This window comes from Streptomyces sp. SP17BM10, assembly GCF_036322405.1.
Lineage (GTDB): Bacteria > Actinomycetota > Actinomycetes > Streptomycetales > Streptomycetaceae > Kitasatospora.
In genome coordinates, this window is sequence record NZ_JAQYXB010000661.1 from 515,304 (window position 1) to 531,617 (window position 16,314).

A 16,314-nucleotide genomic window follows, 5' to 3' on the forward strand; every position below is an offset into this window, starting at 1 on the left:
GGCGGGCCCGGTGCTGCCACCGGGTCCGCCCTGACAGATAACAGATAACAGATGACAGATTTCAGCGAACAGATTCTGTCATCTGTTCGCCGTCCGGTGTCCGCGGCGCTCACCCGGCGGTCAGGAGCGGGCTGTCAGAGCGCGGCGAGCCCCGCGTCCGGCGTCCGGCCGGCCTGCGCCTGCTCGATCCGCTTGACCAGCATCGTCGCGAACCGCCGCGTCGCCGCGATGTCCACCGGGCCGCCCTCGGTCGTCACGCTCGCCACCACCGTGCCCGAGCGCAGCACGATCCCGACCCCCTCGCTGCCCGCCAACTGCCCCTGGAACACCTGGCTTTCACTTCCCAGCACTGCGGAGTCCACGGCCTTGAACGGTCCGCTGCGGTACGAGGCGCTGGTCTCCTTGAGGCGGTCCTTGGCCGCGTCCCGGGTCGGCAACGTGTCGATCATGAACCGGGCCACGACGTCGCCCGAGGAGAACCGGACCGAGCCGCTGAGCGGCTTCCCCGTGCAGGGCGCCGCCGCCGTGCAGGTGGTGGCGTGGTCGGCGGTGTCGACGCGCCGCTTCTCCTCCTCCCACCCGGCCATCGTCTTGACGTCCGGCAGCACTTGGAGGACGAGCTTGTCGTCCAGCAGCACGGCGTCCGAGTCCGCCCCGGGCGCCCCGACCCCGGCCCCGCCCGCGGCCGGCGACGGCACGGACCCGTCGGCGCCACCCGCCGGCGGTGTCGCCGCACCGGGCGCAGGCGCCGAAGCCGCATCACCCGCGGCACCACCGGCAGCCGGGCCGGACGCCCGGGCGCCGGCCGCACCGGCCGCGCCGCTCGCCGCCGCCGACGCGCTCGACCCCGAACTCGCCGTCCCCGCGGCGTCCTTGGCGGCGCCCTTGTCGCCCGACGCGCACCCGCCGAGCACCCCCACCAGCACTCCGGCCGCCACTACGGCGGCCGTCCGCCGACCGATCCTGCCCATCGCCCGCTCCCTCCCGGTGTCCGTGACCCATCAAGATAGCCGTTCGCCCCCGGGCCGGCGGCGGGGAGCCCCACCGCCCCGGGAACGCGGAACGGCGGTGGGCGGCGACCTCTCGCGAGGCTGCCGCCCACCGCCGTCACGGTGTCACGCGGTGCGGACGGTTCAGACCGCCGGGGCCGGGAACGTCGGGTACTCGACGCCCGAGATGTACTGGACGACCCGGACGACCTGGCACGAGTAGCCGAACTCGTTGTCGTACCACAGGTAGAGGATCGCGTTGTCGCCCTCGACCTTGGTCGCGCCGGCGTCGACGATCGAGGCGTGGCGCGAGCCGATGAAGTCGCTGGAGACCGCGTCGGGCGAGTCGATGAAGTCGATCTGGCGCTTCAGCGGCGAGGTCAGCGAGACCTCGCGCAGGTGGTCCAGGACCTCCTCGCGGGTCGTCTCGCGCTTCAGCTGGAGGTTGAGGATGGCGATCGAGACGTCCGGCACGGGCACGCGGATCGAGCTGCCGGTGATCCGCGCCTTGAGGTCCGGCAGGGCCTTGGCGACGGCCGAGGCGGCACCGGTCTCGGTGATCACCATGTTCAGCGGCGCCGAGCGGCCGCGGCGGTCGGCCTTGTGGTAGTTGTCCAGCAGGTTCTGGTCGTTGGTGAACGAGTGGACGGTCTCCACGTGGCCGCGCACGACGCCGTACTCGTCCTCCATCGCCTTCAGCGGCGGGACGATCGCGTTGGTGGTGCAGGAGGCGCAGGAGATGATCTGCTCGTCCGGCTTGATCATGTCGTGGTTGACACCGTGGACGATGTTCGGGACGTCGCCCTTGCCCGGCGCGGTGAGCACGACCTTGGCGATGCCGGGGCGCAGGTGCTTGGACAGGCCCTCGCGGTCGCGCCAGCGGCCGGTGTTGTCGATCAGGATGGCGTCCTTGATCCCGTACTCCGTGTAGTCGACCTTGGTCGGGTCGTCGGAGTAGATCACGGTGATCTCGTTGCCGTTGGCGATGATCTTGTTGTTCGCCTCGTCGACGGTGATCGTGCCCTGGAACTGGCCGTGGATCGAGTCGCGGCGCAGCAGCGAGGCGCGCTTCACGAGGTCGTCGCCGCCGCCGTTGCGCACGACGATGGCCTTCAGGCGCAGGCCGTTGCCCGAGGCCTTCTCGATCAGCAGGCGGGCGACGAGGCGGCCGATGCGGCCGAACCCGTACAGCACGACGTCCTGGGCGGACCGGCGCTCCAGCTTGTTCTCACCGGTGGCGCCGGCGACGGCGCGGGCGGTGAACTCCTCGACCGACAGGCCCTGGTCGTCGGCCCGGTAGGTGCTGGCGAGCATCCCGAGGTCGATCTGCGAGGGACCGAGGTCCAGGGCGGTGAGCGCCTGGAGGAACGGCATGGTGTCGGTGACCGAGAGCTCCTCGCCGGCTATCTGGCGGGCGAAGCGGTGCGTCTTGAGGAGGCTGACCACCGACTTGTTCACCAGGGACCGGCTGTGGAGCAGGACGGTGACGTCCTTCTCGCGGTGCAGTCGCCCGATGATCGGGATCATCGACTCCGCGATCTCCTCGCGGTTCTTCCAGTCCGTGAACACGTCGTCGTTGACAGTCACAAGTCCATCTTTCGAGCTGAGGGTGTTGCGCACATGGTAGCTTCGCGGATTTTCGCTCCGTCGGCCTCCCCCGGCCGCCGTCGACCGGAGGGCCCGCCGACTCGATTGTGAACGCGTTCAATTCGCCCGGAGGCGCAATCGGCGAAAAGCTCGTCGAAAGTGTCGGACAACGGGTGGTCAAGCGCACCTCCGGGGCGCCGACACGGACGGCCGCCCCGGCCCAACGCCGCCCTCCCACCCGGGCTTTACGCGTCCGGCTACGCGTGAAGGACGTCCGCGGCGCGTGGCTGACGCCGGGCGCTCCTGCGCTGCCCACGCCGCCGGCCCACCGCGCCCGCCGGAAGCCCGGCCAGCCACGGCGGTCGTGCCACGCTTCTCGGAAGGGTGTCGTACAACACACCGCCGACAGCGGGACGCAGCGCGCCGACCGAGCCGGCCGGCAGGACCCTCTGGTCAGGCCGGGGTGCAGCGCGATGGCCAGCCCCATCCGTTCGCGCAGCCCGGGATCGTAGTCCGGCGCCGGGGTGCACTGCCCGCCGTCGAGTTCGAGCAGCGCGAGCAGCGCCCCCGCGCGGGCCTGCGCCGCCGGCCCGTCCTCGCCGCCCAACCGGCCGAGGGAGCAGAGCAGTTCGCGACCCGTCGGCCGTGGCGGCAGGGCGACCGAGTCCGGCACGAGCCCGACCGACGGACGGGCGCGCTGCGGATGCGTCGGGAGGCCCACCCGAAGACCTCCGCCGTGCCCTCGTCCGGCCGCACCAGACCCGCCGCCAGCGCCAGGACGGTGCCCTTGCCCGCCCCGCGCGGGCCCACCACCCCGTAGCAGGACCCGCGCGGCACACTCAGCTCCACGCCGGCGACGGCCGTCGTCCGCCCGAACCGCTTGCGCAGCCCCGACAGCCGCAGCGCCGGCCCGTGCACCACCCCCACCTGCGCACCTCCCGTCTCCTCGATCCCGGGCCACCGCACCTCGATGGCCCGGGATCGACGCTATGCCGCCCGCCGCCGCGACGGGATGTGCCTTTCTGCAGGGTTCGGGTGCACCTAGCCGCACCCCCGGCGGCGAATTGTGCCGATCGGCAGGGTCCGACACGCCCTGCCGGGGTTGACCTTCCCATCGGTGTGAAGGGAGACGATGGGCGCATGACCGACAACGGATTCGACCCGTACGCGTTGCTGGAGGCGAGCAGGCTCGGGGTGCTCGCGACGATCAAGGGGGACGGGCGGCCGCAGCTGTCGCCCGTGCTGCCGTACTTCGACCGGGCGGCCGGAGTCGTCCTGATCTCGACGACCGAGGGACGGGCGAAGACCGCGAACCTGCGGCGCGACCCGCGGGCCGCGCTGGAGGTCACCGGGCCGGACGGCCGCTCGTGGGCCACGGCCGAGGGGACGGTCACGCTCACCGGGCCGGGGACGGACCCGCACGGGCCCGAGGTCGAGGCGCTCGTCGCGTACTACCGGACGGCGGCCGGGGAGCACCCGGACTGGGACGAGTACCGGGCGGTGATGGTGGCGGACCGGCGGGTGCTCGTCACCATGGCGGTCGACCACGTGTACGGCGCGGACCTCGCCTGAGGGGTCGGGGGAAGCCGGAAGAACGCGTGAGGGCCCCGAGGCGGATGCCTGCGGGGCCCTCACGCATGCGGCGACGACGTCCCGCTCACCCCAGCTGGGCCAGGCCCTCGGTGGCGATGCGCTCGAACACGGCGAGGTCCGCCGCGAAGCACGAGTCCGGGATCGGCCAGTGCACGACCAGCTCGGTGATCCCCGACTCCCGGTACGTGCCCGCCCATTGGACGAAGGCGTCGAGCGAGTCGAGCGGCCGCTCGCCGGTGAAGCCCTGCAGGAGCAGCCGGTCGATCGAGGCCGCGTCCCGTCCCTCGGCCGCGCACGCGGCCGCGAGCTCGGCGAGCTGCGCGGCGACGACGCCCGGGGCCCGGTCCGCCGGGACGTCCGGGTCGGCCGGGTCCCCGCAGGTGACCCAGCCCTGGCCGTACCGGGCGGCGAGCCGCAGCCCGCGCGGGCCGGTCGCGGCCACGCAGAAGGGCACGCGCGGGCGCTGGACGCAGCCGGGGACGTTCCGGGCCTCGACGGCCGCGTAGTGCCGGCCGTCGTGCGTGGTCGCGTCCCGGCGCAGCAGCGTGTCCAGGAGGGGCAGGAACTCGCCGAAGCGGTCGGCCCGTTCCTTCGGCGACCACTCCTCGTGGCCGAGCACCTGGGCGTCGAAGCCCGTCCCGCCGGCGCCGATTCCGACCGTGAGCCGTCCGCCCGAGACGTCGTCGAGCGTGATCAACTCCTTGGCCAGGGTGACCGGGTGGCGGACGTTGGGGTTGGTGACGAGGGTTCCGAGGCGGATGCGCTCGGTCGCCGTGGCCGCCGCCGTCAGGGTGGGCAGCGCGCCGAACCAGGGCTCGTCGCGGAACGACTGCCACGACAGGTGGTCGTAGGTGTAGGCGGCGTGGAAGCCGAGCTCCTCGGCCCGCCGCCAGAGCTTCCGTCCCTCGCCCCACCGGTGGACGGGGAGGATCACGGTGCTGAGGCGCATGCGGCCGACTGTAGCCCGGCGATGCCGCGCGCCCGCGGCGACGGGCCAGGGCCGCCCGGCCTGCTGCCCCTGTCCGGCCCCTGTGCCGGGGGCCGGGGTAGGGGTCGGGGTTAGGGGTTTCGCACGCCCGGCCGCATTGGGACATTGACGTCGAGCAAATGATCGACGGGCGGCCGATGCGGGGCGTGAGGCCGCTCTCGAAATCCTCCGGAGAGGTCGGGGTCCGCCGCGCTGGGCGGTCGGCCCCCGTGAGCCACGGTCACCGCCCCCTCGACCCACCTCTGTGCCCGAGGAGTGACTGGACCCCATGTCGGAAGAGAAGCTGCGCGGTTATCTGAAGAAGGTCACCACCGAGCTGCACCGCACCCGCCAGCGCCTGCGCGACATGGAGGACGCGGAGCACGAGCCGATCGCGATCGTCGGGATCGGCTGCCGCTTCCCCGGCGGGGTGCGCTCGCCGCAGGACCTGTGGCGGCTGGTGGCCGACGAGGTGGACGCCGTCTGCGACTTCCCGGTCAACCGCGGCTGGGACCGCGAGGGCCTGTACGACCCGTCCGGCACGCGGCCCGGCACCTGCTACACCCGCAACGGCGCGTTCCTGTACGACGCCGACGAGTTCGACCCGGAGTTCTTCGGGATCAGCCCCCGCGAGGCGCTCGCGCTGGACCCGCAGCACCGGCTGCTGCTGGAGACCAGCTGGGAGGCGATCGAGCGGGCGGGCATCGACCCGGCGGACCTCAGGGGTTCGCGCACCGGCGTCTTCACGGGCCTGATGTACCACGACTACGGCGGCCGCCTGCTGCGCGCGCCCGAGTCGCTGGAGGGGCACGTGCGGATCGGCAGCCAGGGCGGGGTGGCGTCCGGACGGGTCGCGTACACCTTCGGGCTCCAGGGGCCGACGCTGTCGGTGGACACCGCGTGCTCGTCCTCGCTGGTGGCGCTGCACCTGGCGGTGCGCTCGCTGCGCGCCGGGGAGTGCACGATGGCGCTGGCCGGCGGGGTCACCGTGATGGCGACGCCGCAGATGCTGGTGGAGTTCTCCAAGCAGCGCGGCCTGTCGCCGGACGGGCGCTGCAAGTCCTTCGCGAAGGCGGCGGACGGCACCGGCTGGGCCGAGGGCGTCGGCGTGCTGCTGGTGGAGCGCCTGTCGGACGCGCGCCGCAACGGGCACCCGGTGCTGGCGGTGATCCGCGGCAGCGCCGTCAACCAGGACGGTGCGAGCAACGGGCTGACGGCGCCCAACGGGCCCGCGCAGGAGCAGGTGATCCGGGACGCGCTGGCGGACGCGCTGCTGGAGCCGGGCGACGTGGACGCGGTGGAGGCGCACGGCACCGGCACCGTCCTCGGCGACCCGATCGAAGCGCAGGCGCTGCTCGCCGCCTACGGGCAGGACCGGCCGCAGGGCCGGCCGCTGCGGCTGGGCTCGCTGAAGTCCAACATCGGCCACGCGCAGGCGGCGGCCGGCGTGGGCGGCGTGATCAAGATGGTCGAGGCGATCCGGCACGGCGTGCTGCCGCGCACGCTGCACGTCGACGAGCCGTCGCCGCACATCGACTGGGCGGGCGGCGCGGTGTCGCTGCTGACCGAGCGGGCGGCGTGGCCGCAGACCGGCGCCCCGCGCCGCGCCGCCGTGTCGTCGTTCGGACTGGGCGGCACCAACGCGCACCTGATCCTGGAGCAGGCGGAGGAGGAAGCCGCCGCACAGACCGAGACCACCGCCCTGCCCGCGCTCCCCTGGCTGCTGTCCGCCCGCACCGAGGCGGGTCTGCGCGAGCAGGCCGAGCGGCTGCTCGCCGAGGTCGAGCGGCGGCCCGAGCTGCGGGCGCAGGACGTCGCGCACACGCTGGCGGGCCGCGCCCGGTTCGGGTTCGGCGCCGCCGTGGTCGGCCGGGACCGGGGCGAACTCCTCGAAGCGCTCGCCGTGTTCCTCGCCCGCGGCCGCCGCGCGGACGTCGTCGCGGCGGGCGAGGACGGCGCGCGCACCGCCTGGATGTTCTCCGGCCAGGGCGCCCAGCGCCCCGGCATGGCGCGCGAACTGTACGGCGCCGCACCGGAGTTCGCCGAACTACTGGACGAGGTGTGCGCGGAGCTGGACCGCCACCTGGACCGCCCGCTGCGCACGCTGATGTTCGCCGACCCGGACAGCCCCGAGGCCGCGCTGCTGAACGAGACGCAGTACACCCAGTGCGCCCTGTTCGCCGTCGAGGTCGCGCTGCACCGGCTGCTGGCGCGCTGGGCGCCGGAGCCGGACTTCCTGATCGGCCACTCGGTGGGCGAGCTCGCCGCCGCGCACGTCGCCGGGGTGCTGTCCCTCGCGGACGCCTGCACCCTGGTCGCCGCGCGCGGGCGGCTCATGCAGGCCCTGCCCGCCGGCGGCGCGATGGCCGCCGTGGAGGCCACCGAGGACGAGGTGCTGGCCGCGCTCGCCGGCCGCGGGGAGCGGGTGGCGGTCGCCGCCGTCAACGGGCCGCGCTCGGTCGTCGTCTCCGGCGACGAGGACGCCGTCACGGAGCTCGTCGCCCGGTGGCGCGAGCAGGGGCGGCGCACCAGCCGGCTGCGCGTGTCGCACGCCTTCCACTCGCCGCGCATGGACGCGGTGCTCGACGACTTCCGGGCGGTCGCCGCGGGCCTGTCGTTCGCCCCGCCGCGCATCCCGATCGTCTCCAACCTGACCGGCCGCACGGCCGACGCCGCCGAGCTGTGCACCCCCGAGTACTGGGTGCGGCACATCCGCGAGGCCGTGCGCTTCGCGGACGGCGTGCGCCACCTGCGCGCCGAGGGCGTCACCACGTTCGTCGAGCTCGGCCCGGACGCGGTGCTCACCGCGCTGGCCGAGGAGGTCCTCGCCGGGGACGACGCCACCGTGTGCACCGCCGTCCTGCGGCGCACCGTTTCCGAGCCGGTGGCCGCCGTGGGCGCGCTCGCCCTGCTGGCCGCCCGGGGCGCACCCGTCGACCTCGCCGCCCTGCTGCCCGGTGCCCACCTGCCGGGCCTGCCCACCTACGCGTTCCAGCGGCAGAGCTACTGGGTGAACCCGGTCGAGCGGCGCGTCGAGGACGTCGCGTCGGCGGGCCTGCGACCGGTCGGGCACCCGCTGCTCGGCGCCGCCGTCGGCCTCGCCGACGAGCGCGGCGGCCTGCTGCTCACCGGGCGCCTGTCGGTGGCGGCGCAGCCGTGGCTGGCCGACCACCGGGTGCACGGGCGGATCCTGGTGCCCGGCACGGCGCTCGCCGAACTCGCCCTGCGGGTCGGCGCGGAGGCCGGCTGCGACCGGCTGGAGGAGCTGACGCTGGAGGTGCCGCTGGTCCTGGAGGAGGACGACGGCGTGGACCTCCAGGTATCGGTGGGCGCCCCGGAGGCCGACGGACGGTGCGCGTTCCGGCTGTACTCGCGCCCGCGGGACGCGGCGGCCGACGCGCCGTGGACCCGGCACGCCTCGGGCGGCCTGAGCGCTCTCGAAGTGACCGAAGGGGACTGGGACTTCGCGCTCGCCTGGCCGCCCGCCGGGGCGCGGGAGCTGGACGGCGAGCAGGCGTACGCGGGCTTCGCCGCCGCCGGCATCGAGCACGGCCCGGCCTTCCGCGGGCTGCGCGGCGCGTGGCGGCACGGCCGGGACCTGTACGCCGAGGTGGCCCTGCACGACGCCCCCACGGGCGACTTCGGGCTGCACCCGGCCCTGTGGGACGCCGCGCTGCACGCGGTCGGCCTGGGCGAACTGCCGGACGTGGCGGCCGGATCGCTCCCGTTCTCGTGGTCGGGCGTGACCCTGCACGGCGCGGGGGCGGACGGGCTGCGCGTACGGATCTCCCCGACCGGGCCCGGCACGGTGGCGCTCGCGCTGGCCGACACCGCCGGGAACCCGGTCGCGTCGGTGGCCGCGCTCGCCGTGCGGCCGGTGCCGTCCGGGGCGCTGCGGAGCACGGCCGACGCGCTGTTCCGCGTGGCGTGGACGGCGCTGCCGGCCGCCGGCCCGGCGGCCGTCCCGGCGGACTGGGCGGTGCTGGGCGACGCGCTCGCCGGGCCCGTCCCGGCCGTGCGCCACGCGGACTTCGGTGCGCTGGCCGCCGCCGTCGACGCGGGGGCGCGGGTGCCCGGCACGGTGCTGGTCGCCGTCGATCCGGCGAACGGCGCCGTGTCGGTGCCGCAGGCCGTCCGCGGGATGACCGGCGCGGTGCTGGAGCTGCTGCACGCGTGGTCCGCCGACGAGCGCTTCGCGGACTCCCGGCTCGTCCTGCTGACCCGGGGCGCGGTCGCGGCGGGCGACGGCGAGGCCGCCGACCCGGTCCGGGCCGCCGTCTGGGGTCTGGTCCGCTCGGCGCAGACCGAACAGCCGGGCCGGTACGTCCTGGTGGACCTCGACGTCACGGCGGCGGAGGCCGGACTCCGCCCGCTGGCCGCCGCCCTGGCCACCGGCGAGCCCCAACTCGCCCTGCGCGGCGCCACGGTGAGCGCCGCCCGCCTGGAGCGATGCGCCGCCGCGGCCGACGTGGAGCCGGCGTGGGACGCGGACGGCACCGTCCTCGTCACCGGCGCCACCGGCGCGCTCGGCCGCCTGGTCGCGCGGCACCTGGCCGCCGTCCGGGGCGTGCGCCACCTGCTGCTCGTCAGCCGGCAGGGCGCGCACGCGCCGGGTGCCGCCGAACTCGCTTCCGAACTAGCCGAGTTCGGGGCGGAGACGACCTTCGCCGGGTGCGACGTCGCCGACCGCGCCGCGCTGGCCGCCGTCCTCGACGCGATCCCCGCCGACCGCCCGCTGACCGCCGTCGTGCACGCCGCCGGCGTCACCGACGACGCCACCCTGGGCGCCCAGGGCGCGGCCCGCCTGGACCGCGTGCTGCGTCCGAAGGCGGACGCCGCCTGGCACCTGCACGAGCTTACCCGGGACCGCACGCTCGCCGCGTTCGTCCTCTTCTCCTCCGTCGCGTCCGCCCTCGGCAGCGCCGGCCAGGCCAACTACGCCGCCGCCAACGCCTTCCTGGACGCCCTCGCCCAGCACCGCCGGGCCGCCGGCCTGCCCGCCGTGTCCATCGGCTGGGGCCTGTGGGACCTCGCGGACGGCATGGCGGGCGCCCTCGACGAAGCGTCGCTGCGCCGCCTGGAACGCTCGGGCCTCGCGCCGATCGGCGCCGAGGACGGTCTGGCCCTGTTCGACGCCGCGCTGGCCGCGGCCGAGCCCGCCCCCGTCGCCGCCCGGCTGGACCGCGCCGCGCTGGGCTCCCTCGCCCAGGCCGGCACCGTGCCCGCACTGTTCGGCGCCCTGGTGCGCACCCCGGCCGCCCACGAGCGCAAGACCCCGGCGGCCGCCGCGCCGCTGCGGCGGATCGCCGCGCTGCCGGAGGCGGAGCAGCAGGCCGCGCTGCTGGAGCTGGTGCGCGCCAAGGCGGCGGCCGTGCTCGGCCACCCGTCGGCCGACCGGGTCGACCCGGAGAGCAACTTCAGCAAGCTGGGCTTCGACTCGCTCATCGCCCTCGAACTGCGCAACGAGCTCACCGAGGCCACCGGCCTGCGGATGCACTCCACGGTGATCTTCGACCACCCGACCCCGACCGCCCTCGCCGCGCACCTGCGCGGCGAACTCGCCGGCGGCCGGGAGCCGGCCGCCGTCACGGCGAACCGGGCCGACGCCGACGAGCCGCTGGCGGTCATCGGCATGGCCTGCCGCTTCCCCGGCGGGGTCCGCTCCCCCGAGGACCTGTGGCAGCTCGTGCTCGGCGAGACCGACGCGATCGGCCCGCTGCCCGAGGACCGCGGCTGGGACCTCGACGGCCTCTACCACCCGGACCCGGACCACACCGGCACCAGCTACGTGCGCGACGGCGGGTTCCTGTACGACGCCGCCGAGTTCGACGCCGACTTCTTCGGCATCACCCCGCGCGAGGCCCTCGCCATGGACCCGCAGCAGCGGATCCTGCTGGAGACCGCCTGGGAGGTCCTGGAGCGGGCCGGCATCGACCCGGCCTCGCTGCGCGGCACCGACACCGCCGTGTTCGCCGGCCTGATGTACCACGACTACGCGACCGGCCTGGCCGCCGTGCCCGACGGCGTCGAGGGCCTGCTCGGCACCGGCGGCGCGGGCAGCGTCGCCTCCGGCCGGATCGCCTACACGCTCGGCCTGGAGGGCCCCGCCCTCACCGTCGACACCGCGTGCTCCTCGGCGCTGGTCGCGCTGCACCTGGCCGGCGAGTCGCTGCGCCGCGGCGAGTGCTCGCTGGCCCTGGCCGGCGGCGCGACGGTGATGTCGACGCCGAGCACCTTCGTCGAGTTCAGCCGCCAGCGCGGGCTTTCCCCGGACGGCCGCTGCAAGCCGTTCGCGGCCGGCGCGGACGGCACCGGCTGGGCCGAGGGCGCGGGCTGGATCCTGCTGGAGCGGCTGTCCGACGCGCGCCGCAACGGCCACCGGGTGCTCGCCCTGGTGCGCGGCAGCGCGATCAACCAGGACGGCGCCAGCAACGGCCTCGCCGCCCCCAACGGCCCCGCCCAGGAGCGGGTGATCCGCCGGGCGCTGGACGCCTCGGGCCTCACGCCCGCCGACGTCGACGCCGTGGAGGCGCACGGCACCGGCACCGCCCTCGGCGACCCGATCGAGGCGCACGCGCTGCTCGACGTCTACGGTCGGGAGCGCCAGGGCGGGGAGCCGCTGTGGGTCGGCTCGGTGAAGTCCAACATCGGGCACACCCAGGCCGCGGCCGGCGTCGCCTCCGTCATCAAGACCGTCATGGCGATGCGCCACGGCGTGCTGCCGAGGTCGCTGCACATCGACGAGCCGTCCCGGCACATCGACTGGGCCTCGGGCGCGGTGGCGCCGCTGGCCGAGGCGACGGCCTGGCCGGAGACCGGGCGCCCGCGCCGCGCCGGCGTGTCCTCGTTCGGCATCAGCGGTACCAACGCGCACGTCCTGCTGGAGCAGGCCGCCGAGGAGGAGCCGGACACGGCGTCCCGCGCCGCACTGCCCGCGCCGCTGCTGCTCTCCGCCCGCAGCGAGCCGGCCCTGCGCGAGCAGGCCCGCCGGCTGCGCGCCCGGCTGGCCGACCCGGCCGGGCCCGCCCCGCTGGACGTCGCCCTCGCGCTGGCCACCACCCGCGGCGCGCTGGAGCACCGGGCCGCCGTCACCGGCGCCGACCGGGACGAACTGGTCGGCGCCCTGGACGCGCTGGCCGCCGGCCGGCCCTCGCCCGAGGTGGTGCAGGGCATCGCGGCCGGCGCCCGCAAGGTGGTCTTCGTCTTCCCCGGCCAGGGTTCCCAGTGGGCCGGCATGGCCGCCGAACTCCTGGACACCGCACCGGTGTTCCGGGCCCGGATCGAGGAGTGCGAGCGCGCGCTCGCGCCGCACACCGACTGGTCGCTGACCGAGGTGCTGACCGGCGCGCAGGGCGCCGCCGCACTGGAGCGGGTCGACGTCGTGCAGCCGGTGCTGTGGGCGGTCATGGTCTCGCTGGCCGCGCTGTGGCGCTCCTACGGCGTCGAGCCGGCCGCCGTGATCGGCCACTCGCAGGGCGAGATCGCCGCCGCCGCGGTGGCCGGGGCGCTGTCCCTGGAGGACGCGGCGCTCGTCGTCGCGCTGCGCAGCCGGCTGATCCGCACCGAGCTCGCGGGCAAGGGCGGCATGGTCTCCGTCCAGCTGTCCGAGGACGAGGTCGTCGAGCGGACCGCCCCCTGGGGTGAGCGGATCTCGGTGGCGGCCGTCAACGGCCCGCGTTCGGTGGTCGTCTCGGGCGACCCGGAGCCGCTCGCGGAGCTCGTCGAGCGGTGCGGGGCGGACGGCGTGCGGGCGCGGCGGATCGACGTGGACTACGCGTCGCACTCCGCGCAGGTGGAGTCGCTGCGCGGGCAGCTGCTGGAGATCCTGGCGCCGATCCGGCCGCGCCGCTGCGACGTCGCGTTCTACTCCACCGTCGAGGCCGCGCTCCTCGCCGACACCTCCGTGATGGACGCCGACTACTGGACGCGCAACCTGCGCCAGACCGTGCGCTTCGAGGAGACGAGCCGGCTGCTGCTCGCCGACGGGCACGGCGCGTTCGTGGAGTCCAGCCCGCACCCGGTGCTCGCCATCGGACTCCAGGAGACGGCGCTGGACGCCGGCGCCGACGCCGTCGTGTGCGGCTCGCTGCGGCGCGGCGAGGGCGGCCTCGACCGCTTCCTCTCCTCGCTCGCCGAGGCGCACGTGCGCGGCGTACGGGTGGACTGGCCGGCCGTCTTCGCCGGCAGCGGCGCCCGCCCGGCGGAGCTGCCGACCTACGCCTTCCAGCGCAAGCGCTTCTGGCTGGAGAGCACCGGGACGGGCTCCGCCGACGTCGCCGCGGCCGGGCTGACCGCCGCCGGGCACCCGCTGCTCGGCGCGGCCGTCGACCTCGCCGACGGCTCCGGGCTGGTGTTCACCGGGCGCCTGTCGCTGCACACCCACCCCTGGCTGGGCGACCACGGCGTGGCCGGCACCGTCCTCGTGCCGGGCACCGGCCTGCTGGAACTCGCCCTGCGGGCGGGCGCCGAGGCCGGCTGCGGCCGGGTCGAGGAGCTCACCCTGCAGGCCCCGCTGGTGCTGCCGCAGAGCGGCGCGGTGCGGGTGCAGGTCACCGTCGGCGCGCCGGACGCCACCGGGCTGCGGCCGCTCGGCATCTACTCCCGCGCGGAGGACGGCGGCGAGGAGCGGCCGTGGCGCAGCCACGCGGCGGGCCTGCTGGCCGCCGACCCGGCCCCGGCCGGGGCGCAGCTGGGCGCGTGGCCGCCGCCCGGCGCCGAGGAGCTGGACGCCGCCGGGATGTACGACGCGCTGGCCGACCGCGGCTACGACTACGGGCCGGTGTTCCGGGGCGTGCGCGGGCTGTGGCGGCGCGGCGGCGAGTACTTCGCCGAGGTGGCGCTCGCCCCCGCCGAGGCGGAACCGGCCGGCGGGTACGCGGTGCACCCGGCGCTGCTGGACGCGGCGATGCACGCCGCGCTGGTCGGGATGTTCGACGGGGAGCGCCCGGTGCTGCCGTTCAGCTGGAACCGCGTCGCGGTGCACCGGCCGGGCGCGACGGCCGTGCGGGTGCGGATCCGGCGCGACGGCGAGCACGCGGTGAGCGCCGACCTGGTGGGCCCGGACGGCCTGCCGGTGGTGACCGTCGGCTCGGTGTCGGGGCGGCCGGTGGAGCCGGACCAGCTGTCCGACGCGGCGGCCCGGCTGGAGCGGCTGCGCTACCGGGTCCGCTGGGCGCCGGTGCGGACCGAGGGTTCGGTGCCCGTGCACGGCACCTGGCTGCTGCCGGTGCCCGCCGGACTGCTGCACGACGGCTGGGTGCTGGGCGTCGTCCGGGCCCTGGAGGAGCACGGTGCCCGCGCCGTCACCGTCCCCGTGGACGGCGCGACGGTCGACCGCGCCTCCTTCGCCCGGCTGCTCGCCGAGCACGCGGACGTCACCGGCGTCCTCGCGCTGCTCGCGGCCGACGAGGAGCCGCACCCGGGGCACCCGGCGGTGCCGCGCGGCCTGGCCGCCGTGCTGGCGCTGCTCCAGGCGCTGCGCGACGGCGGCAGCGCGCTGCCGCTGTGGCTGGCGACCCGTCAGGCCGTGGCGGCGGCGCCCGGCGAGCGGGTGACCGGGCCGGTGCAGGCGATGACGTGGGGCCTGGCCCGGGTGGCGGGGTTGGAGGAGCCGGGCCGGCTGATCGGCCTGGTCGACCTGCCCGAGCGCCTCGACGCCCGGGTGGCGGCGCACCTGTCCGCCGTCCTCGGCACGGGCGGCGACCGGCACACCGGCGACGTCGAGTACGCGGTGCGCGCCGCCGGCCCGTACGTCCGCCGCCTGGAGCGCGCCGCGGCCGCCCCGGAGCCGGCTGCCGAGCCGTGGCGGCCCACCGGGACGGTCCTGGTCACCGGCGGCACCGGCGCCCTCGGCGGGCACGCCGCCCGCTGGCTGGCCCGCTCGGGCGCCGAGCACCTGGTGCTGACCAGCCGGGCCGGCCTGGCCGCCGCCGGCGCCGGCGAACTCGCCGCCGAGCTGCGGGAGTCGGGCGCCGGGGTGACGGTCGCCGCGTGTGACGTCGCCGACCGGACGGCGGTCGAGGAGCTGCTGCGCACCCTGGCCGAGGAGGGCCGCACCGTCCGCGCGGTGGTCCACACGGCGGGCGCGGGCGACACCTTCCCGCTGGCCGACGCCACCGTGGCCGAGGTCGGGACCGTCCTGGCCGGCAAGGCGGCCGGCGCCGCGCACCTGGCCGACCTGCTCGGCGACGGCCTCGACGCCTTCGTCCTCTACTCCTCGGGCGCGGGCGTCTGGGGCAGCGCCGGCCAGGGCGCCTACGGGGCGGCCAACGCCTACCTCGACGCCCTCGCCGAGCACCGGCGCGGCGCCGGCCTGGCCGCCACGTCGGTGGCCTGGGGCCAGTGGGGTGGCGGCGGCATGGCCGACGAGGAGATCGGCGCCCGGCTCGACCGGTTCGGCGTGCTGGCGATGGCCCCGCAGACCGGGATCGCCGCGCTCGCCACCGCGCTCGAGCGCCAGGACACCGCGGTGGTCGTCGCCGACATGGACTGGAAGCGCTTCTACCCCGTCTACACGGCCACCCGGCCGGGCCCGCTGCTGCGCGAACTCCCCGACGTCCGCCGCCTGGTGGCCGCCGAGAAGGAGCCCGCCGGGGCCGACGGCGGCTCGGCCGAGCCGCTCGCCGAGCGCCTCGCCGCGCTCCCCGCGCCGGAGGGCGAGCGCCTGGTGCGCGACCTCCTGCGGGCCCACGTGGCGGCCGTGGTCGGCCTCGCCGGGCCGGACGACGTCGAGCCCGACCGCGCCTTCCGCAGCATGGGCTTCGACTCGCTGTTCGCGGTCGAGCTGCGCAACCGGCTCTCCGCCGCCACCGGGCTGCGGCTGCCCGCGACGCTCGTCTTCGACCACCCGACGGTCGCCGAGCTGTCCGCGCACCTGTACCGGCTGGCGGGCGAGGGCGCGCCGCAGCCCGGGGCCGCGCCCGCCGTGGCGGCCGGCGACCCGGCCGCGGACCTCGACCGCCTGGAGGCGAGCCTGCTCGCGGCCGGCCCCGACGGGCCCGCCGGGCCGGTCCGCCCGGAGCTCGTCGAGCGGCTGCGCGCGCTGCTGGCCAGGGTCGCCCCCGCCGAGCAGCCCGCCGAGGCCGCGCACCTGGCCGACGCCGACGTCGACGAGGTGCTCGCCTTCATCGACCAGGAGCTGGGGGTCTGACGCCGTGACCGCCACGCCCACACCTCCCG

Annotated in this window: 6 protein-coding genes; 2 read left to right on the forward strand and 4 right to left on the reverse strand. The window is 76.3% G+C overall.

Features of this window, described 5'->3' with window-relative positions; genetic code table 11:
• Positions 1–134: 134 nt before the first annotated feature.
• The 3 genes from PUR71_RS32960 to PUR71_RS41380 form a co-directional block, all read right to left on the reverse strand.
• Positions 135–971, reverse strand: coding sequence for a hypothetical protein (locus PUR71_RS32960; RefSeq protein WP_329930848.1), 837 nt, complete (start codon positions 969–971; stop codon positions 135–137).
• Between the two features lie 162 nt (positions 972–1,133).
• Positions 1,134–2,576 carry a glyceraldehyde-3-phosphate dehydrogenase gene (locus PUR71_RS32965; protein ID WP_329930849.1) on the reverse strand — a complete coding sequence of 481 codons (1,443 nt, stop codon included), beginning with the start codon at positions 2,574–2,576 and terminating at the stop codon, positions 1,134–1,136.
• Between the two features lie 453 nt (positions 2,577–3,029).
• The gene (locus tag PUR71_RS41380; RefSeq protein ID WP_443077651.1) at positions 3,030–3,542 is read right to left on the reverse strand and encodes an ATP-binding cassette domain-containing protein; all 513 of its coding nucleotides are present in this window, start codon (positions 3,540–3,542) and stop codon (positions 3,030–3,032) included.
• 174 nt (positions 3,543–3,716) lie between these two features.
• On the opposite strand from PUR71_RS41380, the gene PUR71_RS32975 reads away from it, so the two are divergent.
• Positions 3,717–4,148, forward strand: coding sequence for a PPOX class F420-dependent oxidoreductase (locus PUR71_RS32975; RefSeq protein ID WP_329930851.1), 432 nt, complete (start codon positions 3,717–3,719; stop codon positions 4,146–4,148).
• An 85-nt stretch (positions 4,149–4,233) separates the two neighbouring features.
• Here the strand turns inward: PUR71_RS32975 and PUR71_RS32980 are convergent, their stop codons facing one another.
• The gene (locus PUR71_RS32980) at positions 4,234–5,118 is read right to left on the reverse strand and encodes an LLM class flavin-dependent oxidoreductase (protein ID WP_329930852.1); all 885 of its coding nucleotides are present in this window, start codon (positions 5,116–5,118) and stop codon (positions 4,234–4,236) included.
• A gap of 307 nt (positions 5,119–5,425) precedes the next feature.
• Here PUR71_RS32980 and PUR71_RS32985 point away from each other — a divergent pair, with 307 nt between their 5' ends.
• Positions 5,426–16,285 carry a type I polyketide synthase gene (locus tag PUR71_RS32985; RefSeq protein WP_329930853.1) on the forward strand — a complete coding sequence of 3,620 codons (10,860 nt, stop codon included), beginning with the start codon at positions 5,426–5,428 and terminating at the stop codon, positions 16,283–16,285.
• The last annotated feature ends 29 nt before the right edge of the window (positions 16,286–16,314 follow it).